This is a genomic window from Kitasatospora sp. NPDC094015 (genome assembly GCF_040304075.1).
GTDB lineage: Bacteria > Actinomycetota > Actinomycetes > Streptomycetales > Streptomycetaceae > Kitasatospora.
This window is the reverse complement of sequence record NZ_JBEOUL010000019.1, coordinates 57570-79774: the sequence shown is the minus strand read 5'-3', so window position 1 is coordinate 79774 and position 22205 is coordinate 57570. Positions and strand designations below refer to the sequence as shown.

General features: G+C 72.3%; 16 protein-coding genes. 2 read left to right on the top strand and 14 right to left on the bottom strand.

The genetic code is table 11. The annotated features are described in order from the left end of the window. Positions 1-162 precede the first annotated feature (162 nt). The 14 genes from ABT014_RS22260 to ABT014_RS22195 form a co-directional block, all read right to left on the bottom strand. Positions 163-927 carry a TIGR03936 family radical SAM-associated protein gene (locus ABT014_RS22260; protein WP_350640754.1) on the bottom strand — a complete coding sequence of 255 codons (765 nt, stop codon included), beginning with the start codon at positions 925-927 and terminating at the stop codon, positions 163-165. Between the two features lie 155 nt (positions 928-1082). Next, entirely contained in the window at positions 1083-2258 is a 1176-nt protein-coding gene (locus ABT014_RS22255; RefSeq protein WP_350640753.1) for a hypothetical protein, read from the bottom strand. Positions 2259-2330: 72 nt separating this feature from the next. After that, a complete protein-coding gene (locus tag ABT014_RS22250) occupies positions 2331-4256 on the bottom strand; it encodes a TIGR03960 family B12-binding radical SAM protein (protein WP_350640752.1) in 1926 nt (641 codons plus the stop codon). A gap of 126 nt (positions 4257-4382) precedes the next feature. Next, positions 4383-5582 (bottom strand): rod shape-determining protein RodA, encoded by a 1200-nt coding sequence (gene rodA, locus ABT014_RS22245; RefSeq protein ID WP_350640751.1) that lies wholly within the window; start codon positions 5580-5582, stop codon positions 4383-4385. Next, complete coding sequence (gene mrdA / locus ABT014_RS22240) at positions 5579-7822, bottom strand: penicillin-binding protein 2 (RefSeq protein WP_350640750.1); 2244 nt, start codon at positions 7820-7822, stop codon at positions 5579-5581. The genes rodA and mrdA overlap by 4 nt, the downstream gene beginning before the upstream one ends. 31 nt (positions 7823-7853) lie before the next feature. Continuing rightward, positions 7854-8495 carry a rod shape-determining protein MreD gene (gene mreD / locus ABT014_RS22235; protein WP_350640749.1) on the bottom strand — a complete coding sequence of 214 codons (642 nt, stop codon included), beginning with the start codon at positions 8493-8495 and terminating at the stop codon, positions 7854-7856. A gap of 2 nt (positions 8496-8497) precedes the next feature. Next, complete coding sequence (gene mreC, locus ABT014_RS22230; RefSeq protein WP_350640748.1) at positions 8498-9436, bottom strand: rod shape-determining protein MreC; 939 nt, start codon at positions 9434-9436, stop codon at positions 8498-8500. Positions 9437-9558: 122 nt separating this feature from the next. Beyond that, positions 9559-10584 carry a rod shape-determining protein gene (locus tag ABT014_RS22225; RefSeq protein WP_033821861.1) on the bottom strand — a complete coding sequence of 342 codons (1026 nt, stop codon included), beginning with the start codon at positions 10582-10584 and terminating at the stop codon, positions 9559-9561. A gap of 376 nt (positions 10585-10960) precedes the next feature. After that, positions 10961-11374, bottom strand: a complete 414-nt coding sequence (gene ndk / locus ABT014_RS22220) for a nucleoside-diphosphate kinase (RefSeq protein WP_350640747.1) — start codon at positions 11372-11374, stop codon at positions 10961-10963. A gap of 110 nt (positions 11375-11484) precedes the next feature. Beyond that, positions 11485-11820 (bottom strand): DUF4233 domain-containing protein, encoded by a 336-nt coding sequence (locus ABT014_RS22215; RefSeq protein WP_350640746.1) that lies wholly within the window; start codon positions 11818-11820, stop codon positions 11485-11487. A 2-nt stretch (positions 11821-11822) separates the two neighbouring features. Then, the gene (gene folC, locus ABT014_RS22210) at positions 11823-13190 is read right to left on the bottom strand and encodes a bifunctional tetrahydrofolate synthase/dihydrofolate synthase (protein ID WP_350640806.1); all 1368 of its coding nucleotides are present in this window, start codon (positions 13188-13190) and stop codon (positions 11823-11825) included. Between the two features lie 157 nt (positions 13191-13347). After that, positions 13348-16146 (bottom strand): penicillin acylase family protein, encoded by a 2799-nt coding sequence (locus ABT014_RS22205; protein ID WP_350640745.1) that lies wholly within the window; start codon positions 16144-16146, stop codon positions 13348-13350. A gap of 109 nt (positions 16147-16255) precedes the next feature. Then, positions 16256-16783: a hypothetical protein gene (locus ABT014_RS22200; protein WP_350640744.1), complete on the bottom strand. Its 528-nt coding sequence runs from the start codon at positions 16781-16783 to the stop codon at positions 16256-16258. A gap of 707 nt (positions 16784-17490) precedes the next feature. After that, positions 17491-20130: a valine--tRNA ligase gene (locus ABT014_RS22195; protein WP_350640743.1), complete on the bottom strand. Its 2640-nt coding sequence runs from the start codon at positions 20128-20130 to the stop codon at positions 17491-17493. A 186-nt stretch (positions 20131-20316) separates the two neighbouring features. On the opposite strand from ABT014_RS22195, the gene ABT014_RS22190 reads away from it, so the two are divergent. Further along, the gene (locus tag ABT014_RS22190) at positions 20317-21219 is read left to right on the top strand and encodes a hypothetical protein (RefSeq protein ID WP_350640742.1); all 903 of its coding nucleotides are present in this window, start codon (positions 20317-20319) and stop codon (positions 21217-21219) included. Positions 21220-21288: 69 nt separating this feature from the next. Continuing rightward, entirely contained in the window at positions 21289-22125 is an 837-nt protein-coding gene (locus tag ABT014_RS22185) for a hypothetical protein (RefSeq protein ID WP_350640741.1), read from the top strand. Positions 22126-22205 lie beyond the last annotated feature (80 nt).

The following is a 22205-nucleotide window of genomic DNA, read 5'->3' as shown; positions in this document are numbered from 1 at the left end:
ACCGACCATCCGGGTCGGCAGGCCGCAAGGGCTGGCCTTCATGTGCGACGGCGCTCGCTCCCCTGGGGAGCCGCGGGGCCCGTGGAGCCGCAGGCCCGGAGTTGCTCCGGACCGGGGCTCCCGCCCACTCGGCGGACGCGGATGCGCGCAGCCAGGAGGCCTCTACTGGCCGTCCGTGGCCGCTGCGCGGTCGAGCGCCAGCGGGTCGGTCACCGTGCCGGTCCCCTCGTCGAGCGGCCCCTGCGCCAGCCTGGTCACCTCAGCGGGGACCGGCGGCGCGAGGTCGGCCGTCGCACGGAGACCGGACAAAACGTCGTCGGGTCGTACGGCGGGTGTGGCGTGTCGTACTACCAGCCGCAGTATCGCACAGGGACCGGCAGTCCGAACATCACCGGTACCGTCCGTACCGGTGTCGTTACCATTCCCGACCTGGGCCGGAATAACCTCCAGCGACGCGACGGCACCGCGCGCGTCGAAAACGCGCACGCCGTTCTTGGTCTGCCGCTGCACTTCGACCGCCTCCGCGGCCAGGAACACGCCGACCGCGCGGCCGGCCTCCTCGTGCGGCACGCCGTCGAGTTTCAGCTGCCACTCGGAGGCCTCCAGGCGCTCCACGAAGTTGGGCGTGCGCACCTCGACGGCCTCGATCACGTCCAGGCCGGCCGGCAGCGACTCGTCCAGCTGGGCGCGCAGTTGCTCCGGGTCACGGGCCTCGGCGAGGCCGATCTCCAGGTACTCGGCCTCGCTGGCCACCCCGGTGGGGGCCGCGTTGGCGTACGAGACCTTGGGGTGCGGGGTGAAGCCCGCGGAGTACGCCATCGGGACGGCGGAGCGGCGCAGCGCGCGCTCGAAGGCCCGCTGGAAGTCCCGGTGGCTGGTGAAGCGCAGACGGCCGCGCTTGGTGTAGCGGAGACGGATGCGCTGCACCGTCGGAGCGGGCGGCGGACCGTCGGGCGTGCGGCGTGCCAGGGTCGCTCAGTCCTTAGTCAGTTGGCCAGGCCGGCCCGCCGCCTTCTCGGGGCTGTGGCCGGTCCTCTGTCAGGACAAGGGTACGCGGCCCGCGGGCACCGGTTGCGCCGCACTCAGCCCAGCAGCGCCCGGCGGAACTCCCGGGAGGCCCGGCGGACCTCCTGGCCCATCCGGCGCAGCTCAGCCTTGGCGGGCCACCAGAGCTCCCGCCGCACCCAGCGGCACGGCCGCACCACCAGGTGGCGCCAGGCCCGGCCGGCCAGCCGCCAGGCCCAACGCAGCAGCCGCCACAGGCCGCTCAGGACGGGGCCGAGCAGGTGCCGCCACAGCAGGGCCAGCGGCCGCAGGACCACCAGGCCGAGGACGGTGCCGACCACCACCGCGAGCGCCCCGGCCAGCCACTCGACGGCCGTACGGGTGGCCCGGCCGGCCCGCAGCAGGCCGCGGCCGCACCGGCCGAGGGCGACGGCCAGCACCCGGGCGCACCGTCCGGCGGCCCGGGCGGACCAGCGGCAGCAGCGCGCCAGGGCGCGGCCGAGCGGCGCCAGCAGGTACCGGCCGAGGGCGACGGCGGGGGCGACCAGCAGGTACCGCACGAGCCCGCCGGCGGCCACGCGGGCGCCGCGCAGGGTGGCCGCCAGGCCGGCGAGCAGGGCCCGGCCGAGCGGCACCAGCACGTGCCGGCCCAGCAGTACCAGGGGCAGCACCAGCAGCACCCGTGCCAGCCGGGCGAGGCGGGGGCCGAGTCGGTTCAGCAGGCGGGCGAGCGCCCTCGCGGGGGCGGCCGCGGCCGCCCCGAGGAGGCGCAGCAGCCGGGCCACGGCCTGCCCGAGCAGGCCGACCGCGGCGAGCACCACCAGCACGGCCGGGCCGAGCACCCGCCGCACCAGGAACCCGAGCGCGGTCACCAGGGCGCGGGCCAGCCGTCCGGCGGCCCGGCCGGCCGCGCGTACCAGCCGTCCCAGGCCCCGGCCGGCCGCGTGCACCAGCCTCCGCAGGCCCCGGCCGGCGGGGAGCAGGCAGCGGCGGCCGAACCAGCCGAGCGGACGGACCACCAGGTGGATGCCGAGCAGCCGCAGCCCGCGGCCCAGCGGGGCCAGCAGGTGCCGGTGCAGGAACCGGGCCGGCCGCAGCAGCAGCCACTTCGCCAGCAGCGCCAGGGCCCGCCGCAGGGCACGGTCGGCCACCCCGAGCCCTTCCCAGGCGAACCGCAGCGGCAGCACCACCACCAGCGCCACCACCCGGGCCACCCAGGTCAGGTACCCGCCGGGCCGCTGCTGTCCGTCCATCCGCTCCCCCACCCCGTACACGACGACGTGCCCCGCCCGAGGTCCGTCGGGCGGGGCACGATCAGGTGCGGGCTACTTTACGACCGTCAGCGGCAGCAGCTTCTTGCCGGTCGGGCCGATTTGGATGGCCGTATCCATCTGGGGACACACACCGCAGTCGAAGCACGGGGTCCAGCGGCAGTCCTCGACCTCGACCTCCTCCAGGGCGTCCTGCCAGTCCTCCCAGAGCCAGTCCTTGTCGAGGCCGCTGTCCAGGTGGTCCCAGGGCAGCACCTCCTCGTAGGTGCGCTCGCGGGTGGTGTACCAGGCGACGTCCACGCCGGTGCCGGCGAGGCCCTTGTCGGCGCAGGCGATCCAGCGGTCGTAGCTGAAGTACTCGCGCCAGCCGTCGAACCGGCCGCCGTCCTCGTAGACGGCGCGGATGACGGCGCCGATCCGGCGGTCGCCGCGGGAGAGCAGGCCCTCGATGATGCCGGGCTTGCCGTCGTGGTAGCGGAAGCCGATGTTCTTGCCGTACTTGCGGTCGCCGCGGATCGACTCGCGCAGCTTGGCCAGCCGGGCGTCGGTGTCCTCGGCGCTCAGCTGCGGGGCCCACTGGAACGGGGTGTGCGGCTTGGGCACGAACCCGCCGATGGAGACGGTGCAGCGGATGTCGTTCTGACCGGTGACCTCGCGACCCTTCTGGATCACGTTCTTGGCCATGGTGCCGATCTGCAGCACGTCGTCGTCGGTCTCGGTCGGCAGGCCGCACATGAAGTACAGCTTCACCTGCCGCCAGCCGTTGCCGTACGCGGTGGCGACCGTGTTGATGAGGTCCTCCTCGGACACCATCTTGTTGATCACCTTGCGGATCCGCTCGCTGCCGCCCTCGGGGGCGAAGGTCAGGCCGGAGCGGCGGCCGTTGCGGGAGAGCTCGTTGGCCAGGTCGATGTTGAAGGCGTCGACCCGGGTCGAGGGCAGCGAGAGGCCGATCTTGTCCTCGGTGTACCGGTCGGCCAGGCCCTTGGCGATGTCGCCGATCTCGGTGTGGTCCGCGGAGGACAGCGAGAGCAGGCCGACCTCCTCGAAGCCGGTGGCCTTGAGGCCGCGGTCGACCATCTCGCCGATGCCGGTGATGCTTCGCTCCCGCACGGGGCGCGTGATCATGCCGGCCTGGCAGAAGCGGCAGCCGCGGGTGCAGCCGCGGAAGATCTCGACGGACATCCGCTCGTGCACGGTCTCGGCCAGCGGGACCAGCGGCTGCTTGGGGTAGGGCCACTCGTCGAGGTCCATCACGGTGTGCTTGGAGACCCGCCACGGCACGCCGGCCCGGTTGGGCACCACGCGGCCGATCCGGCCGTCCGGCAGGTACTCGACGTCGTAGAACCGGGGCACGTAGACCGCGCCGGTGCGGGCGAGGCGCAGCAGCACCTCGTCCCGGCCGCCGGGGCGGCCCTCGGCCTTCCAACCGCGGATGATGCCGGTCATGTCGAGCACGGCCTGCTCGCCGTCGCCGATCACGGCGCAGTCGATGAAGTCGGCGATCGGCTCGGGGTTGAACGCGGCGTGGCCGCCGGCCAGCACGATCGGGTCGTCGACGGCGCGGTCCTTGGACTCGATCGGGATGCCCGCGAGGTCCAGCGCCGTGAACATGTTGGTGTAGCCGAGCTCGGTGGAGAACGACAGCCCGAACACGTCGAAGGCCTTCACCGGGCGGTGCGCGTCCACGGTGAACTGCGGCACCCCGTGCTCGCGCATCAGCGCCTCGAGGTCCGGCCAGACGCTGTAGGTGCGCTCGGCGAGCACGCCCTCGCGCTCGTTCAGCACCTCGTAGAGGATCATGACGCCCTGGTTCGGCAGGCCGACCTCGTAGGCGTCGGGGTACATCAGGGCCCAGCGCACGTCGCAGGCGTCCCAGTCCTTGACGGTCGAGTTGAGCTCGCCACCGACGTACTGGATCGGCTTCTGGACGTGCGGGAGGAGGGCCTCCAGGCGTGGGAAGACCGATTCGACTGGCATACGTGAGCCTTTGGCGAAGGGAACAGGACGACTCTCAAGGGTAGCCGAGTCGGACCCTTCCGATTGCTGGCGCCAAAGCCGGCGCCCGCGCCCCCCGAGGGGACGCGGGCGCCGGGCGGACGGGCCTCAGATCCCTATCGGCCGTTGCGAGCGGACCGATTGGAGCAGCCCGACCGCGATCCACACCGCGAACATCGAGGATCCCCCGTACGAGACGAAGGGCAGCGGGATGCCGGCCACCGGCATGATGCCGAGGTTCATCCCGATGTTCTCGAAGGCCTGGAAGGCGAACCAGATCACCACCCCGGCCGCGACGATCGTGCCGTAGAGGTCGGTGGCCTGCCGGGCGATCCGGCAGGCCCGCCAGAGGATCACGCCGAGCAGGCCGAGCAGTGCCATGCCGCCGATGAAGCCGAGCTCCTCGCCGGCGACGCTGAACACGAAGTCGGTCTGCTGCTCGGGGACGAACTGGCCGGTGGTCTGGGTGCCGTGGAACAGGCCCATCCCGCTCAGCCCGCCGGAGCCGATCGCGATCCGGGCCTGGGCGGTGTTGTAGCCGACGCCGCCCGGGTCGAGCGAGGGGTCGGCGAAGGCGGCGAACCGGTCGATCTGGTACTTGCTCAGCACCCCGAGCTTCCAGATCGCCACCGCGCCGCCGGCGCCCACCGTGAGCAGGCCGAGCACCCAGCGGTTGGCCGCGCCCGAGCCGAGCAGGATGCCCATCACGGTCACCGCCATGACCATCACCGAACCGAGGTCCGGCATCAGCATGACGACGCCCATCGGGACGGCCGCCACCACCAGGGCGTGGATCACGCTGCGGCTGGGCGGGAACGCCCGCTCGCCGGCGTCGACCCGGGCGGAGAGCACCACGGCCATCCCCAGCACGATGGCGAGCTTGGCGAACTCGGCGGGCTGGATGGAGAAGCCGCCGCCGAACTGGATCCAGGAGTGCGCGCCGTTGATGGTCGAGCCCAGTGGGCTGAGCACCGCCAGCAGCATCAGCAGCACGGCGATGTAGACGAACGGCACGGCGGTGCGCAGCCGCCTCGTCCCTATCACCACCACGACCCCGCAGAGCACCAGCCCGATCAGCAGGTTGGTGAGGTGGCGGTACAGGAAGTACTGCGGGTCGCCGTGGGTCAGCGAGTCACGGCCGCGGGTCGCCGACCAGACCAGCAGCGAGCTGCCCAGCGAGAGCGCCAGCGCGGCCAGGATCATGATCCAGTCCACCCGGCGCAGCGGGGCGTCCTTGGCCAGCGCCCGCGAGATGGTGCCGCGCTGGGGGCTGAGCCGGACCTGCCGGTACGAGCCGTAGGAGGTCATGCCCGGCTCCTTCCGCCGGTACGGGTGGGTTCGAGCGCGACGGGCGCGACCGGGTAGGGGTCGGCGCTGCCGCCGGTCGGCGGGGCCTGGTCGAGGAAGGTGGAGCCGGCCGGGAAGGCGGCGCCGTCCTGGAACGAGGCGGCCTTGACGATCGCCGTGCCGTCCGGGTTGAACTTGGGCAGCTCGGCCTGCGGCTTGGGCAGCAGGGCCTTGGAGTTGTCCACGTTGCCCTTGTCGTCCACGCCGTACAGCGCCTGGTAGATCCGTCGCACCGAGTCACCGGAACCGCCGGAGCCGGTGCCGCCTTGGCTTATCGTCATCACGACCGCGTAGTCGCCGCTGTAGGTGGTCAGCCACGAGGTGGTCTGCTTGCCGGCGACCTCGGCGGTGCCGGTCTTGGCGTGCAGCTCGATCTTCCCCTGCGGCCAGCCCGCGCCGGTGAACTTCCAGGCGGCGGTGCCGCTGGTGATGACGCCGGCGGTGGCCTGGTTGATGTAGCTGAGCAGCTTGTTGTCGGCCGGCAGCTTGCCGTCCTCGTGCGGGGCGATGTCCCGTACCAGGGTGCCGTCGGGGCTCATGACCGCCTTGCCGACGGTCGGGCGGTAGAGCGTGCCGCCGTTGGCGAGGGCGGAGTAGATCCGGGCCATCTGCACCGGCGTGACCAGGGTGTCGCCCTGGCCGATCGCGAAGTTGACGCTGTCACCGGCGCGCATCTGGTTGCCGTCGACGCAGTTCTCGCGGGCGATCTCGTCGGCGTACTCGTGACCGCCCTTGGCCGCCTGGGCGCACCAGGAGTCCTTGTTGGCGTCGAAGAAGGACTGCTTCCACTGCCGGTCGGGCACCCGCCCGGGCACCTCGGCCGGCAGGTCGATGCCGGTCTTGCTGCCGAGGCCGAACTGGTGGGCGGTCTTGAAGAACCAGTCGTTCGGGTTGGTCGGCTTGATGCCGCCGTCCTTCATCCACTGGTCGTAGGCGAGCCCGTAGAAGACGGTGTCGCAGGAGACCTCGAGCGCCTTCTCCAGCGTGATGTCGCCGAAGCTCTCGCTCTCGAAGTTCTTGAACTCGCGGCCGCCGATGGTGAGGCTGGTCGGGCAGGGGTAGTGGCCGTCGAGCGAGTAGCCGGCCTGGACGGCCGCGGTGGTGGAGATCACCTTGAAGGTCGAACCGGGGGCGGACTGACCCTGTATGGCGCGGTTGATCAGCGGGTAGTTGGAATCCTTGCTGGTCAGGTTCTGGTAGTCCTTGGCCGAGATGCCGCCGACCCACAGGTTCGGGTCGAAGGTGGGGGCGCTGGCCATCGCGATGATCCGGCCGGTGTGCACGTCCATCACCACGGCCGCGCCGGAGTCGGCCTCGTAGTTCTTCTGGGTCTCCTTGTCGTACACCTTGCGGGCGTCGACCATCGCCTGGGCCAGCTGGTCCTCGACCACCTTCTGGACCCGGGCGTCGATGCTGGTGACCAGGTTGTCGCCGGGCTTGGCCTCGGTGCGGCCGGCGCTGCCGATCACCCGGCCGAGGTTGTCGACCTCCAGCTTGTCCACGCCGGTGGTGCCGCGCAGGGCGTCGTCGTAGACGGACTCCAGCCCGGCCCGGCCGATCTGGTCGGAGGGCAGCCGGCGCTCGCGGCCGCTCTTGTCGGCGCTCTTGGTGACCTCGTCGTCGGTGACCGGCGAGAGGTACCCGAGCACCTGGGAGGCGTTGGCCCCCTCGACGCCGGTGTAGCGGCGGACGGCGGTGGGCTGCGCGGTGACGCCGGGGAAGTCCTCGCGGCGTTCCATTATCTGCATCGCCTGCTGGGTGGTGGCCTGCTGGGTGACCGGGATCGGCTGGTACGGCGAACCGTTCCAGCACGGCTGCGGGGTCTTGGCGTCGCAGAGCCGGACCTTGTCCTGGACGTCCTTGGCCGGCAGGCCGAGCACGTCGGCGAGCCGGGTCAGCACGCCCTTGCCGTGGTCCTTCTGCTGCAGCAGCGAGGTGCGGCTGACCGAGACGACCAGCTTGGTCTCGTTGCCGGCCAGCACCCGGCCCGAGGCGTCCAGGATCTCCCCGCGGATGGCGGGTTCCACCACCTCGCGGATGTGGTTGCCCTGGGCCTTGGCCGCGTACTCGTCGCCGGTGCGGATCTGCAGGTACCAGAGCCGGCCGCCGAGGGTGGCGAGCAGCGAGAGGACCAGGATCTGCAGCACCACAAGACGGATCGTCACCCGCTGGGTGCGGCCGGTCTCCGGGATGTTGCTCACGGGGCAGTGACTCCTATCACCGTGCTGCTGCTCAAGGGCGCTTGGCGAGGTTCAGCGGACGCTTCTTCTTGGTGTTCACCGGCAGCGGCGAGGCCTCCCGGGTGGTCCGGTAGCGCGCCAGCGAGCCGAGGCCGCCGCCGTCCCCGGTGCCGACCTCGGCCGGCGCCGGGCCGTGGTCGAACCGGCGGGCCAGCAGCATCACGGCGGGGACCACGAACGGGGCCAGCAGCACGTCGTACAGCAGCGCGCTGAGGACCAGGCCGGTGAGGCCGACGTGGCGCGCCGCGGTGTCGCCGACCAGGGCGCCCACCGTGGCGTACAGCAGCGTGGAGACCACGGCCGCGCTGGCCACCACCAGCAGGGCGCTGAGCGCCGAGCGCTGCCGGCCGGCCTCCGGGCGCAGCAGGCCGGCGGCGTAGCCGACCAGGCAGAGCACCAGGGCGTAGCGGCCGATGGCGTGGTCGGACGGCGGTGCCAGGTCGGCCAGCAGGCCGCCGGCGAAGCCGACCAGGGCGCCGCCGCTCGGCCCGTAGACCAGGGCGAGGCCCACCACCACGAGCATCAGCAGGTCCGGGGTGGCCCCGGGGAGTTGGAGCCGGCCCAGCACGCTGACCTGGATGACCAGGGCGAGCAGCAGCAGGGCGGCGGGCAGCAGGATCCGGCTAGGACGCACGGTCAGTTCCCCCCGGCGGGCTTGGTGGGCGGTGCGGCGGCGCTCGGCTGGGCCGGGGCCGCCGGGGCGGCGGCGCCGGTGGGCGCGGGCGGCAGGACGGCGTCCCGCGGGTCGGTGCGCGGCGGCACCACGACCACGCCGACCAGGTCGAGCCGGGTGAACTGGACGAACGGTTCGACCAGCACGGTCTTGGTGAGCTGGCCCGGGGTCGCCTGGACCTCGACCACCTTGCCGACCGGGACGCCGGGCACGAACGGGCGGCCGCTGTGCGAGCCGAAGGTGACCAGCCGGTCCCCCGGCTTGACCTGGGCCTTGCCGTTGAGCAGCTGGACCTTCATCGGGCCGGTGCCCTGGCCGGCGGCGAAGCCGATCTCCTCGCTGCTCTCGATCCGGGTGCCGGCCGTGAAGCCGGGGTCGGAGGCGAGCAGCACGGTGGCGGTGGTCGGGGCGACGGTGGTGATCCGGCCGACCAGGCCCTGGCTGTTGATGACCGTCATGTCCCGGGTCAGCCCGTCGTCGCTGCCGGCGTCGATGGTGATGGTCCAGGAGAAGCCCTGGGCTGCGCCGATCGCGATCACCTGGGCGGCCTTGACGGTGTAGCCGCCGGCCCCGGCGGTGCGGAGCATGTCGTCGAGCTGCTTGGTGCGGCCGGCGGCGGCGTCGGAGGAGGCGAGCCGCTGGCGCAGCTCGGTGTTCTCCCGGGTGATCAGGTCGAGCCGCTCCTGGTGGGTGCCCGCGTCACGGACCGCCCGGACGTACCCCGCCACCGGGTCGACCACCCCTGCCGCCCCGCGCTCGACCGGTCCGAGCGCCCCCGCGGCGGCCCTGCGGGCCCCGTTGAGGGGGGAGCTCTCGCCGCCCTTGATGTCCACGGTGATCAGTGCGAAGGCGACAGCCACCAGCAGGATGAGCAGTAGTCGGCTCTCTCGTGTGTCCCTCACGGTGCTGGAACTGCCCCTTCAGTTGCCGGGCCCCCACCCGCCGGGAAGGAGGGCGGGGACCATTCAGTTGACGAACGCTTCCTACGTACCAACGACCGGCCGGGGCCGGCGTCGCGGCCGGGTCAGCGGCGCGGCTGGGCGTCGAGGACCTGCTGCAGGGCCTCGAACTCCTCCACGCACTTGCCCGAACCCAGTGCGACCGAGTCCAGCGGGTTCTCCGCGATGTGGATCGGCATGCCGGTCTCGCGGCGCAGCCGCTCGTCCAGCCCGCGCAGCAGCGCACCCCCGCCGGTGAGCACGATGCCCCGGTCCATGACGTCGCCGGCCAGCTCGGGCGGGCACTGGTCGAGGGTGGTCTTCACCGCGTCGATGATCGAGTTGACCGGCTCGTCGATCGCCTCGCGGACCTCGGCGGCGGAGATCACCACGGTCTTGGGCAGGCCGCTGACCAGGTCGCGGCCGCGGATCTCGGCGTGCTCGTCCTTCTCGCCCTCCAGCGCGAACGCGGAGCCGATCGACATCTTGATCTGCTCGGCGCTGCGCTCACCGAGGAGGAGGCTGTACTCCTTCTTGATGTGCTGGACGATCGCGTTGTCCAGCTCGTCGCCGGCCACCCGCAGGGACTGCGCGGTGACGATCCCGCCGAGCGAGATCACCGCGACCTCGGTGGTGCCGCCGCCGATGTCGACGACCATGTTGCCGGTCGGCTCGTGGACCGGAAGGCCGGCGCCGATCGCGGCCGCCATCGGCTCCTCGATGATGTGCACCTGGCGCGCGCCGGCCTGCGAGGAGGCCTCGATCACAGCGCGGCGCTCGACCCCGGTGATGCCGGAGGGCACGCAGACCACGACCCGGGGGCGGGCCAGGTAGCGGCGCCGGTGGATCTTGAGGATGAAGTAGCGCAGCATCCGCTCGGTGATCTCGAAGTCGGCGATCACGCCGTCCTTGAGCGGGCGGATGGCGACGATGTTGCCGGGCGTGCGCCCGATCATCTTCTTCGCCTCGGCACCGACCGCGAGGATCCCGCCGGTGTTGGTGTTCACCGCGACCACGGAGGGCTCGTTGAGGACGATCCCCTTGCCCCTGACGTACACCAGCGTGTTGGCAGTGCCGAGGTCGATCGCCATGTCACGGCCGATGAACGACAGGTTGTTGGCCATGGGGTGTGGAGTGCCTTCCCGGGTTCGGTATGGATGGCGGGGCGGGAGCGGGCCGACCGCGGCGCGCCCGCAGCAGGGCTGACATCAGCTGAGCAGCCGTACCGGGCCCATGAGTTGTGTCCATCGTAGCCAGGCCGGTCGAGCTGGTCGGCGGGCCACGGCATGCTGCTCATTCTCCGGGGACCGGTCGGCTTCTCGCAGGATTGGGACGCCGTGTCGGAGGTCCCAGTTCCGTATTTGAGGATGAAAAGGTGAGATTCGCCCGGTCGGATCAGCAGGTGGCGAGGGGTGCGGGCACCCGGGCCTGCGCCGCCCGCCGGGTCGCGACGGGGCGGGCGGCGCCGGGTGCCTGCCGGGCGTGCTGCTAGGCGTGCGCCGGGAAGAAGATCTTGATCTCGCGCTCGGCCGACTCCGGGGAGTCCGAGGCGTGGATCAGGTTCTCCCGGGTGATCGTCGCGTAGTCGCCGCGGATGGTGCCGGCGCCGGCCTGCAGCGGGTCGGTCGCGCCGGCCAGCACGCGGATGCCCGGCACGACGTTCTCGCCCTCGACGATCAGCGCGATCGACGGGCCGGAGGTCATGAACTCCAGCAGCGGCTCGTAGAACGGGCGGCCGACGTGCTCGGCGTAGTGCTGCTCCAGCGTCGCGCGGTCGAACGTGCGCAGCTCGACGGCGGCGAGCCGCCAGTTGGCCTTGCGCTCGATCCGGCTGATGATCTCGCCGGCCAGGCCGCGCTGGACGGCGTCGGGCTTGAGCAGGACGAGAGTGCGCTGGGACACGGTGCGGCTCCAGAGGAATCGGTACAGCAGGGTGTATGCGGCTACCCCAGAGATTACCTTGCGTGAGCAGCACATTCGTGCGGCCGGGGGTCCCCGGCCGCACCGGGGGATCAGGCCGCCGCGGCGGCCCGGGCGGCCTTGATCTCGTCGATCTTGCGGCCGTAGTGCACCGAGCACCACCACAGCGCGGCGAACACCAGCCCGAGCCCGTACATGGTCGGCAGCACCAGGCCGCTGGCGATCAGGCCGAGCTGGAGCGCCCAGCCGACCGCGACCGCGCCGGGGCGGTTGATCGCGCCGCAGAGCAGCACGCAGAGCAGCATGGCCACCCCGCTGACCGTCCAGATGACCGTGCCGGAGACGTCGGTGAGCTGCATGGCCACCAGGCCGGCGAACATCACCAGCAGGGCCTCGCCGATCAGCGTCGAGGAGCAGAGCGTGCGCATGACTACTTGTTCCTTCCGAGCAGCAGGCGGGCCTCGCCCACCGTGATCACCGAGCCGGTGACGAGCACCCCGGTGCCGGTGAGGTCACCGTCCTCCTCGGCCAGCGTGATCGCGGCCTCGATGGCGTCGTCGAGTCGGGGCTCGACCTGGACCCGGTCCTCGCCGAAGATCTCCACCGCGATCGCGGCCAGCTGGTCGACCGGGGTGGCGCGGTGGGTGGTGTTCTGGGTGACGACCACCTCGGACATGATCGGCTCGAAGGCCGCCAGCAGCCCGGAGACGTCCTTGTCGCCGCTGGTGCCGACCACGCCGACCAGCTTGGAGAAGCCGAAGGACTCGCTGATCGCGGCCACCGAGGCCTCGGCGCCGTGCGGGTTGTGCGCGGCGTCCAGGATGACGGTGGGGCTGCGGCGGACGACCTCCAGGCGGCCCGGGGAGCTGACCCCGGAGAAGCCCTCGCGGATCTTGTCCGGGTCGAGGTTGCCGCCGCGCGCGCCGCCGACGCCGAAGAAGGCCTCGACCGCGGCCAGCGCCAGGGCGGCGTTGTGCGCCTGGTGGGCGCCGTGCAGCGGGATGAACAGGTCCTGGTACTCGTAGCCGCCGAGGCCGCGCAGGGTGATCAGCTGCCCGCCGACCGCCACCTCGCGGTGGACCACGCCGAACTCCATGCCCTCGCGGGCGACCGTGGCGTCGACCTCGACCGCGCGCTTGAGGATGGACTGCGCGGCGTCCAGGGGCTGCTGGGCGACCACCGCCAGGGCACCCTGCTTGATGATGCCGGCCTTCTCGGTGGCGATCTCGCCGGTGGTGTTGCCGAGCCGGTCGGTGTGGTCGAGGCCGACCGGGGTGATCACCGAGACGGCCGCGTCGATCACGTTGGTGGCGTCCCAGCTGCCGCCCATGCCGACCTCGACGATCGCCACGTCCACCGGGGTGTCCGCGAAGGCCGCGTACGCCATGCTGGTGAGCACCTCGAAGAAGGACAGCGCGACCGGCTGCTGCTCGTCGACCATCCGCACGTACGGCTCGATCTCGCGGTAGGTCTCCACGAAGCGCTCGACGCTGATCGGCTCGGAGTCGAGGCTGATCCGCTCGGTCACCGACTCGACGTGCGGGCTGGTGTACCGACCGGTGCGCAGCTCGAAGACGTTGAGCAGCCGCTCCACCATGCGGGCGGTGGAGGTCTTGCCGTTGGTACCGGTGATGTGGATCGACGGGAAGGCCCGCTGGGGCTGGCCCAGGATGTCCATCACCGCGTTGATCCGGTCGAGCGAGGGCTCGAGCTTGTTCTCCGGCCACCGCCGGGACAGCTCGGCCTCGATGGTGCGCAGCTCGCTGTCGTCCGCGGAGTCCGCACCGCTGGGTCGGATGGTGTACGGGTTCTGCCCGGCCTTGTCACTCACGCGCCCAGTCTAGGGAGCCCGGCGGCGGGCGCGGACCAGGGCGGGGCCGGGGGTGACCGGGTCGGCTCCGCCGCGGCCGGGGGCCCGGGGCCGGCGCGGTGGCCGGGCCCGGGCCCCCGGTGGTTCAGCGGTGCGAGCGGAACTGGACGACCTGCTGGTAGGTCGGCCGGTTCTGCCAGGTGGTCTTGGCGTCCGTCACCCCGCCCAGCGGGCGCTGGATGACGGTGTCGGCGCACCACTGGTCGCCCGCGGCGCAGTCCGGGTCGCCGGGGTAGACCTGGGCCGGGGTCTGCGCGGCGGCCTTCTTCAGGCTGTCCAGCAGGACGGTGCGGCAGGCCGCCAGGTCGCCGCCGCCGCAGAACGGGCGGGCCAGCGGTCCGGCCACCGGCTCGCCGAGCACCGAGCGCAGGTCCTTGTCCAGGTAGCTCCACCAGCCGTACTGGAAGGCGGAACCCTTGTGCGGGATCGACTCGTTGGCGCTGGAGGTGCCGCTGGTCGGTCCGGTCTGGCCGCCCGAGGGCGACTCGTTGATCTGCAGCGCCCCGGTCAGCGCGGCGAACAGCGGGTCACCGAGGCCCGGCCGGAAGACGCCGTCCGCCAGCAGCGGCCACCAGGCGTCCAGGGTGCGGATCGCGTCGGCGTCCGCGTAGGCGTGGCTTCCCGTCGAGGTCTCGACCCGTCGGCCGCCCGCCGCCAGCCAGGAGTCCAGCCGCTGGACGGCGGTGGCGGTGGCCGGGTCGGTGACGGGGCTGCCGTGGATCACCCGCAGGAGCTCGGGCAGCACGTCCTCGGCCCGCAGGTCGGTGGTGGCCGCGCTCTCCATGGCCTGGGTGAGCGCGACCCGGGTGACCTTGGCCGGCCCCCGGACCAGCGCCTTGACCCGGTCGTCCAGCAGGTTGCCCCGGTGCACCGAGCCGTTGCCGAAGCCCGCCGCGGCGAACGACGCGGCCTGCTTGTTGTTCCACGAGATGTAGTAGTCCTGGTCGGCCGACTGCGGGTGCTCGGCCGGCGGGGTGTACCGGGCGGTGTTCGCCACCGGGTCGAAGTCCCGCCACTCGTAGGCGGGTTCGGCCATCACCGGCAGTCCGGGGTCGACCCCGGGGGCACGCACCGGATTGCTGCCGGAGTTGTAGTAGGCGGTGTGCGCGGAGTCCGCGTAGAACCAGTTGAACGTGTAGTTGATGTTCTGCGCGGCCTGCTGGAAGCTCGCGGTGTCGTGCACCGCGCCCGGGTCGTTGAGCATCTGGAAGCCGATGATGGAGTCGGCCTCGTGCCGGTAGGTGGAGCGCAGCGCGGTGAAGGCCACCGGTTTGCCGCCGACCGTGCCGCGGGCCTGCACCAGCCCGTAGTTGGACCGGTACATCACCAGCGTGTAGGAGCCGGTCGCGGTGGAGTCCGCGGTGGTGGGGCTCCACGCGTTCTTGCGCTCCAGCCGCTCCAGCGGCACGCACCGGCCGTGCCACAGGTAGGAGTTGGCCGCGGTGGTCACCGGCGAGCCGTCGGTGGTGCACAGCGGTACGGCGTAGCTGTCGGTGATGTCCTGCCCGGCCGAGGTGGCGCTCCAGGCGTAGTCCTGGCCGCGGCCGAGCTGGACGTAGAAGCTGAGCCCGGCGAAGGCGGCGCCGCGGGCGCTGATGCCCGGGCCCTGGATCTCCTCCAGCATCAGCAGCTGCGGGGCGAAGTACCCGGTCTGCGGCCCGAACACGGCGACCGGGTGGCCGTCGTCGGTGTGGCTGCCGGAGACCACCAGCGCGTTGGACATGCCGTGCTTGGCGGTGAGCAGGTTGCCGGGCAGCACGCCCTGGGCCGCGGTGGCGCTCTGCCCGGCCGAACCGGTGGCGTCGTAGATCAGCCGCTCGGGCACCACCGATCCCGGGTCCGGCAGCGCCGTTCCCTGCGGGTCGTCCGGCGGCAGCGCGTACGGGAACTGCTGGCCGTCGTGCAGGGTCAGCACGGCCTCGGGGTCGTCGGCCTCGCGCAGCGACTTCCAGACCGCGTCGCCGGCGTCCTTGCCGTAGGTGGCCTCGGCCGTCAGCTTGACCTGGGCGGAGGCCAGTTCGCCGCCGCCGCCGGCGCCGAACAGCGCGCCCACCACGGAGGCCAGCGCGACCAGGTCGGTGAGCTTGAACGGCTCGATCCCGCCAGCGTTGGTGATCGGGTTGATGTGGCCGGTCAGGTCGTACTCGCCGGGGAACCAGCGGCCGTTGTAGGACTCGGTGACGTACTTGTTGATGCCGTCCAGGTACGCCTTGGCGTCGTCCAGCGCCTGCCGGGCCCGGTCGCCCTGGCCCGCGATGGCGTCGATCTGGCTCTGCAGCTCGGCCTCGGTGTACGGGGCGGCCTGCCAGAAGCTCTGCTCCAGTTCGCGGTTGGCCGCCGCGCCGCCGGCGAAGCCGGACAGCTGGCCGCGGCCGACGTGCCGGAACAGGTCCATCAGCCAGAGCCGGTCCTGCGCGGCGGCGTAGCCCGCGCCGAACTCGGTGCCGTACCGGGTGGTGCCGGTGATGTGCGGGGCGCCGGTGGCCTTGTCGCGGACGATGGCGACGTCCGAGCGGGGGCGGGTGGTGCTGGCGACCTGGTCGGCCGGCACGCCGAAGGAGGCGTCGTTGAAGAAGTTGCGCAGGGTGGCCTCGGACAGCCCGGGGTAGGCGGCGGCGAGGTTGGCGTACGGGCCGAGCTGGTCGTCGGTGTGCGCGGGGCGGGTGCCGAAGACCTTGTTGGCGAGGATGTCGGCGAGGGTGGCGTTGCCGTTCTCGCCGGGCGGCAGGATGTCCAGGCAGCGGCCGCCGCAGTAGTCGTTCGTGGCGGCGACCGGGTCGGGGGCCCGGGTGGGGGTCGGGGCGGCGGCCAGGGTGGCGGCCGCGAGCAGGGCCACCGTGAGACCGGTGGCCGGGAGCCTGAGCGCGTGGGGGCGTCGTTGCATGCCAGCTCCTCCGTCGAAGCTACGGATGTCGACGGTAGGACGGTTACTGACCGGTTGCCTAGTGGCGTGCATGCCACTTCTGGCTCGCGCTGACAGATTGTCAACTGCGTTACGCGTGGCGCGCCTCGGGCACCTGGGGCGCGGTGCGACCACAGTGCCGGCGGCGCAGTTCGGCCGCGATCTCCTCGGCCTCACCCTCCGGGAGCAGCGGCAGCATCATGGCCACCGCCTGCAGCAGCCCGCCGAGCAGGTACGTGGTGTCCGGCGTGCCCGCCACCAGTGCCCGGACCGTGCCCACGTCGCCGGTGGCCACCGACTCCAGCAGCAGCGCCGCGTCGACCGAGTCCTCGTCCACCGCCACCGCCGAGGTGTCCTCCGGCGCCCGCCGCACCAGGGCGCGCAGCACCCGGTCGCCCACCTCGTGGGCGTAGGCCTTGCGGACCGCCTCGGCCGCGATCCACACCAGCAGGGTGGCCACCTCGCGCTCGGCGTGCTCGGCCAGCAGCCGGTCCAGCTCGCGGTCGAAGGCGAGCTGGTTGCCGTGCCGGAAGGCCAGCAGCAGCACCGCCGCACGGGCCTTGACCGCCTCCACCGCCTCCGCGGGCAGTTCGTCGGCCAACTCCGTGGTCACCACCATGCTCGCGCCCTCCCGCCAGTCGCACCGCCCGAATGGGAACGTGGGCAACACCGTACACATCCGAACTCGGAACGGACGGGAACCCGCTCATACGGAGCATCGGAAAACAATCACACGGGCTTTGGGACCGGATCACAGCGGCCCTTTCCGCCGGACCGCCGGGCCGTGCGTCAAATACCGTGAAAGGGCGCGGAGATCGACGCCGGGTGAGGTAACTCCCGCCCCACCGGTATCGCTTCGAATCACGCCGCACACCGGTTGCAGGTACCGCCACCGGCCAATGCGCCGTGCGCACGGAGCGCTGCGGCCCGGTCCGGAGGCCAGCGGGACAAGGCTCTTCGCGACCATCCCCTATCGCGCGCCGCCCTCTTCGAATACCGCCGAACGAGGGACCGAAAGGCCGTCGAATACGGCGGCCGGCGCGGCGCCAGCCGGCCTGCGCCCGGCCGGTACGGCTACGCCGCCGCCGGTTTGGCGCGGTATTGCGGAAATCGGCAACCCGCGCCCGCGCGGCGGCAGTTATCGCGGCTTCCCGCCCATTGCGACGACCGGACCTTTGCGGTGCCCCCACCCATTGCCGCCGCCGGCGCCCTTTGCGGCCGCCCCGCCCATTGCCGCGGCTCGACCCCCGTCCCGGTGGCCCGCCGCAACGGCCGAGGGCCCGCCACCCGGTGCGGGTGGCGGGCCCTCGGCGCCGGCGGGGCCGGTCAGGCCTGCGGCAGCGAGGCGAGCTGCGCGGTGATCCGGACGATGTCCGCCTCGGCGGCCTCCTGCCGGATGCGGATCTTGGCGACCACCTCGTCCGGCGCCTTGGCGAGGAAGCCCTCGTTGCCGAGCTTGGCGGTGGTCTGCGCCTTCTCCTTCTCGGCCGCCGCGAGGTCCTTGGCGAGCCGCTTGCGCTCGGCCGCGACGTCGATGGTGCCGGAGAGGTCGAGCGACACCGTGGCACCGGCCACCGGCAGCGAGGCGGTGGCCGCGAACCCGGCCTCCGGCCGGGTGAGCCGCAGCAGCGAGCGGATCGCCGCCTCGTGCGGGGCCAGCGCGGTGCCGGCCAGCTCCAGCGCGGCGGGGACGCGCTGCGCGGGCTGCAGACCCTGGTCCGAACGGAACCGGCGGACCTCGGTGACCACCTGCTGGAGGGTGGCGATCTCCGCCTCGGCCGCCGGGTCGCGGTAGCCGCTGTCCGCGGGCCACTCGGTGACCACCAGCGACTCGGCGCCGGTGAGCGTGGTCCACAGGGTGTCGGTGACGAACGGGACCACCGGGTGCAGCAGCCGCAGGGTGACGTCCAGGACCTCACCGAGCACCCGGCGCGCGGCGTCCGCCTGCGCGCCCCCGGCGGCCAGGGTGGTCTTGGACAGCTCGACGTACCAGTCGAACACCTCGTCCCAGGCGAAGTGGTAGAGCGCGTCCGAGACCTTGGCGAACTCGTAGTCCTCGTACAGCGCGTCGACCTCGGCCACGGTGGCGTTCAGCCGCGACAGGATCCACCGGTCGACCGCGGTGAGCTCCTCCGGGGCCGGCAGCGGGCCCTGCACCGTCGCGCCGTTCATCAGCGCGAAGCGGGTGGCGTTCCAGATCTTGTTGCAGAAGTTCCGCGAACCCTTGACCCAGTCCTCGCCGATCGGCACGTCCGCACCGGGGTTGGCGCCGCGGGCCAGCGTGAAGCGGACCGCGTCGGCCCCGTAGGCGTCCATCCAGTCCAGCGGGTCGACCGCGGTGCCCGAGGACTTGGACATCTTCTTGCCGAACTCGTCGCGGACCAGGCCGGTCAGCGCGACCGTCTTGAACGGCGCCTGGCCGTCCATCGCGTACAGGCCGAACATCATCATCCGGGCGACCCAGAAGAAGATGATGTCGTGGCCGGTCAGCAGCACGTCGGTCGGGTAGAACTTCTCCAGGTCCGGGGTGCGCTCCGGCCAGCCCAGGGTGGAGAAGGGCCACAGGCCGCTGGAGAACCAGGTGTCCAGGACGTCCGGGTCCTGCTCCCAGCCCTCGCCGGTCGGCGGCTGCTCGTCCGGGCCGACGCAGACGACCTGGCCCTCGGGGCCGTACCAGACCGGGATCCGGTGGCCCCACCAGAGCTGGCGCGAGATGCACCAGTCGTACATGTTGTCGACCCAGTCGAAGTACCGGCGCTCCAGCTCCTTGGGGTGGATCTCCACCCGGCCGTCCCGGACCGCGTCCCCGGCCGCCTGGGCCAGCGGGGCGACCTTGACCCACCACTGCAGCGACAGCCGCGGCTCGACCACGGTGTGGCAGCGCGAGCAGTGGCCCACCGCGTGCTCGTACGGACGCTTCTCGGCGACGATCCGGCCCTGCTCGCGCAGCGCCCCGACCACGGCCGAGCGGGCCTCCAGCCGGTCCAGGCCGAGGAACGGGCCGTGCACGGTGATCACGCCGCGCTCGTCCATCACGGTCAGGTTGGGCAGGTCGTGGCGCTGGCCGATGGCGAAGTCGTTGGGGTCGTGCGCGGGCGTCACCTTGACGGCGCCGGTGCCGAACTCCGGGTCGACGTGCTCGTCCGCGACCACCGGGATCTCCCGGTCCGTCAGCGGCAGCTTGATCGTGCGGCCGACCAGGTGGCGGTAGCGCTCGTCGTCCGGGTGGACGGCCACCGCGGTGTCGCCGAGCATCGTCTCGGCCCGGGTGGTGGCGACCACGATCGAGTCGTCGCCGTCGCCGTAGCGGATCGAGACCAGCTCGCCGGGGACGTCCTCGTGCTCGACCTCGATGTCGGAGAGCGCCGTCAGGCAGCGCGGGCACCAGTTGATGATGCGCTCGGCCCGGTAGATCAGACCGTCGTCGAAGAGCTTCTTGAAGATGGTCTGGACGGCCTGGGAGAGGCCCTCGTCCATGGTGAACCGCTCGCGCGACCAGTCCACGCCGTCGCCGAGCCGGCGCATCTGACCGAGGATCCGGCCGCCGTAGTTCTCCTTCCACTCCCAGACCTTGTCGACGAAGGCCTCCCGGCCCAGGTCGTGGCGGGACAGGCCGGCCTCGGCCAGCTGCTGCTCCACCTTGTTCTGGGTGGCGATGCCGGCGTGGTCCATGCCGGGCAGCCACAGGGTCTCGAAACCCTGCATCCGCTTGCGGCGGGTCAGCGCGTCCATCAGCGTGTGCTGGAAGGCGTGGCCGAGGTGCAGCGCACCGGTCACGTTCGGCGGCGGGATGACGATCGTGTACGGGGGCTTGTCGCTCTTGGCGTCGGCGGTGAAGTAACCGCGCTCCACCCAGCGCTCGTACAGCTCGCCCTCTACCTCCGCCGGGGCGTAGGTCGTCGGGAGGGTGGCTGCGTCGTCCCCGGGGTAGGAGCTGTCGGGGCGCTGGTTCGTGGTGTCGGTCACGACGGACAGTTTACGTAAGAGGGGGGCCCGGTTACGAACCGCGCCGGGCCGGACCGCCCGGCCCGGGGCCGGCGGCGTACGGTAGCGTGCCCGAATACTCGTACGCCACAGTCCGCGCGCGTGCCCGCGAAACGAGTGCACGCCGCAACGAGGCCGCTCCACGAGCGGTGGGGGAGATCGACGCCGATGTACGGCCAGGGTCAGCAGAATCCGCAGGGGCAGCCGCCGCAGCCGTACGGACAGCCGCAGTACGGCGGCGCACCGCAGCCCGGCTACGGCCAGCCCCCGCAGTACGGCGCCCCGGCCCCGCAGCCCGGCTACGGCTACCCGCAGCAGCCGCCCGCACCGCAGTACGGCGCCCCGCAGGCCGGCTACCAGCAGCCCGGGTACCCGAACGCCGGGCACCAGCAACCGCAGTACGGCGGCGGCTACCCGCCTCCGCCGCCGCCGCCGCGCAAGGGCAACACCGGCCTGGTGGTCGGCCTGGTGATCGGCGCCCTGGTGCTGGTCGGCGGCGGCCTGGTGGCGATGAACCTCTCGGACAAGGACTCCTCGAACGGCGGGAGCACGAGCAGCAGCGGCGGCGGCAAGGGCTCCTCCTCCGCCGGCAAGTACAAGCTGAGCGCCCCGGAGAGCCTGCCCGGCGGCTACACCAAGAAGTCCGGCCAGGACGTGCCGGTCAGCGGCAGCAACGGCATCACCAAGGTCGAGGGCTCGCTCTCCGCGATGTACCAGAAGAGCGCCACCGACCTGATCAGCGTGGGCGGCAACTGGGGCACCGTGGACGACCCGGCCGGCGTGATGGCCGCGACCGCCGCCGCGATGAAGATGACCTGGAAGACCCCGCTCGCCGAGGTGGACGCCAAGGACACCAAGGACCCGGGCGGCAAGATGCAGTGCGGGGTGGCGACCAGCGGCACCACCGCCAGCGCCATCGACACCCCGTTGTGCATCTGGGTCGACCACTCCACGGTCGGCACGGTGGTCTTCACCAGCATCTCCCTCACCGGCTCCGGCTCCACCATGTCCGCGGCCCAGGCCGCCGACCGCTCGCGGCAGATCCGCGACGCCCTGGTGATCGCCAAGTAGTCCCCCGGGCCGGCCACCCGTCGGCCGGCCCCGCCCGACCCGTCCCTCCCCAACCGGAAGCGATACCTGGTGTCCGAGCAGAACCCCTACGGCGGCCAGCCGCCCGCCCAGCCCTACGGCGCTCCCCCGCCGGCCCAGCCCTACGGCGCCCCCGGTCAGCCGCAGCAGCCCTACGGGGCCGCTCCGGCACAGCCGTACGGCGACCCCGCCCAGCCGCAGCAGCCCTGGGGCTCGGTGCCCCCGCAGGGCGGCGCACCGTACCCGGGCTACCCCGGCTACCCGGTGCAGCAGCAGAAGAAGTCCCGCAAGACGCTCTGGATCGTGCTGGGCTGCGTCGGCGGGGCGATCCTGCTCGGCGCCGGCGCCCTCGCCTACGTGGTCTACGACGTCTCGTCAAAGACCGGCACCCACAAGGTGGTCATGCCGGAGACCTTCAAGGGCATGAAGCGCAACACCACCAACCCGCTGGCCGAGCAGATGCAGAGCAGCCTCCAGGAGGAGTTCGGCAAGGGCAAGGACGCCTGGACGCCGACCGCGGTCAGCGCGCTCTACACCGACGAGGCCGCCGACACGGGCAAGGTCGTGATCACCTTCGGTGGCTACGGCAACGTGCTCGCGCCGAACACCCAGGTCGACGAGTTCTTCGACAGCTTCGAGAAGGGCGCGTCCGGTCAGGGCACCACCTTCAACGGCCGCAGCGACTTCGACCCGGGCCCGCTCGGCGGCAAGCTCACCTGCGAGGTGATGGCGGCCGAGACCGAGACCGACAGCCTCTGCGTCTGGGCCGACGGCAGCTCGGTGGTCGGCGTGCTGACCGGCCAGGCCGACACCACCACCAAGCCCGACCTGGCGGCGGCGGCCGCGGACACCCGCGAGCTGCGCCAGGTGGCCGAGATCCCGAAGTAGTCCCACCGCCGGCCCCCGGGCCGAACGGCGAAGCGGCCCCGCACCATCCGGTGCGGGGCCGCTGTCGTGGCCGGGGGAGC

Coding starts and splice junctions, on each gene's coding strand:
- ABT014_RS22255 (WP_350640753.1), bottom strand. CDS start 2,258: ATGGACGGACAGCAGCGGCCCGGCGGGTACCTGACCTGGGTGGCCCGG.
- ABT014_RS22250 (WP_350640752.1), bottom strand. CDS start 4,256: ATGCCAGTCGAATCGGTCTTCCCACGCCTGGAGGCCCTCCTCCCGCAC.
- rodA (WP_350640751.1), bottom strand. CDS start 5,582: ATGACCTCCTACGGCTCGTACCGGCAGGTCCGGCTCAGCCCCCAGCGC.
- ABT014_RS22215 (WP_350640746.1), bottom strand. CDS start 11,820: ATGCGCACGCTCTGCTCCTCGACGCTGATCGGCGAGGCCCTGCTGGTG.
- ABT014_RS22205 (WP_350640745.1), bottom strand. CDS start 16,146: ATGCAACGACGCCCCCACGCGCTCAGGCTCCCGGCCACCGGTCTCACG.
- ABT014_RS22200 (WP_350640744.1), bottom strand. CDS start 16,783: ATGGTGGTGACCACGGAGTTGGCCGACGAACTGCCCGCGGAGGCGGTG.
- ABT014_RS22190 (WP_350640742.1), top strand. CDS start 20,317: ATGTACGGCCAGGGTCAGCAGAATCCGCAGGGGCAGCCGCCGCAGCCG.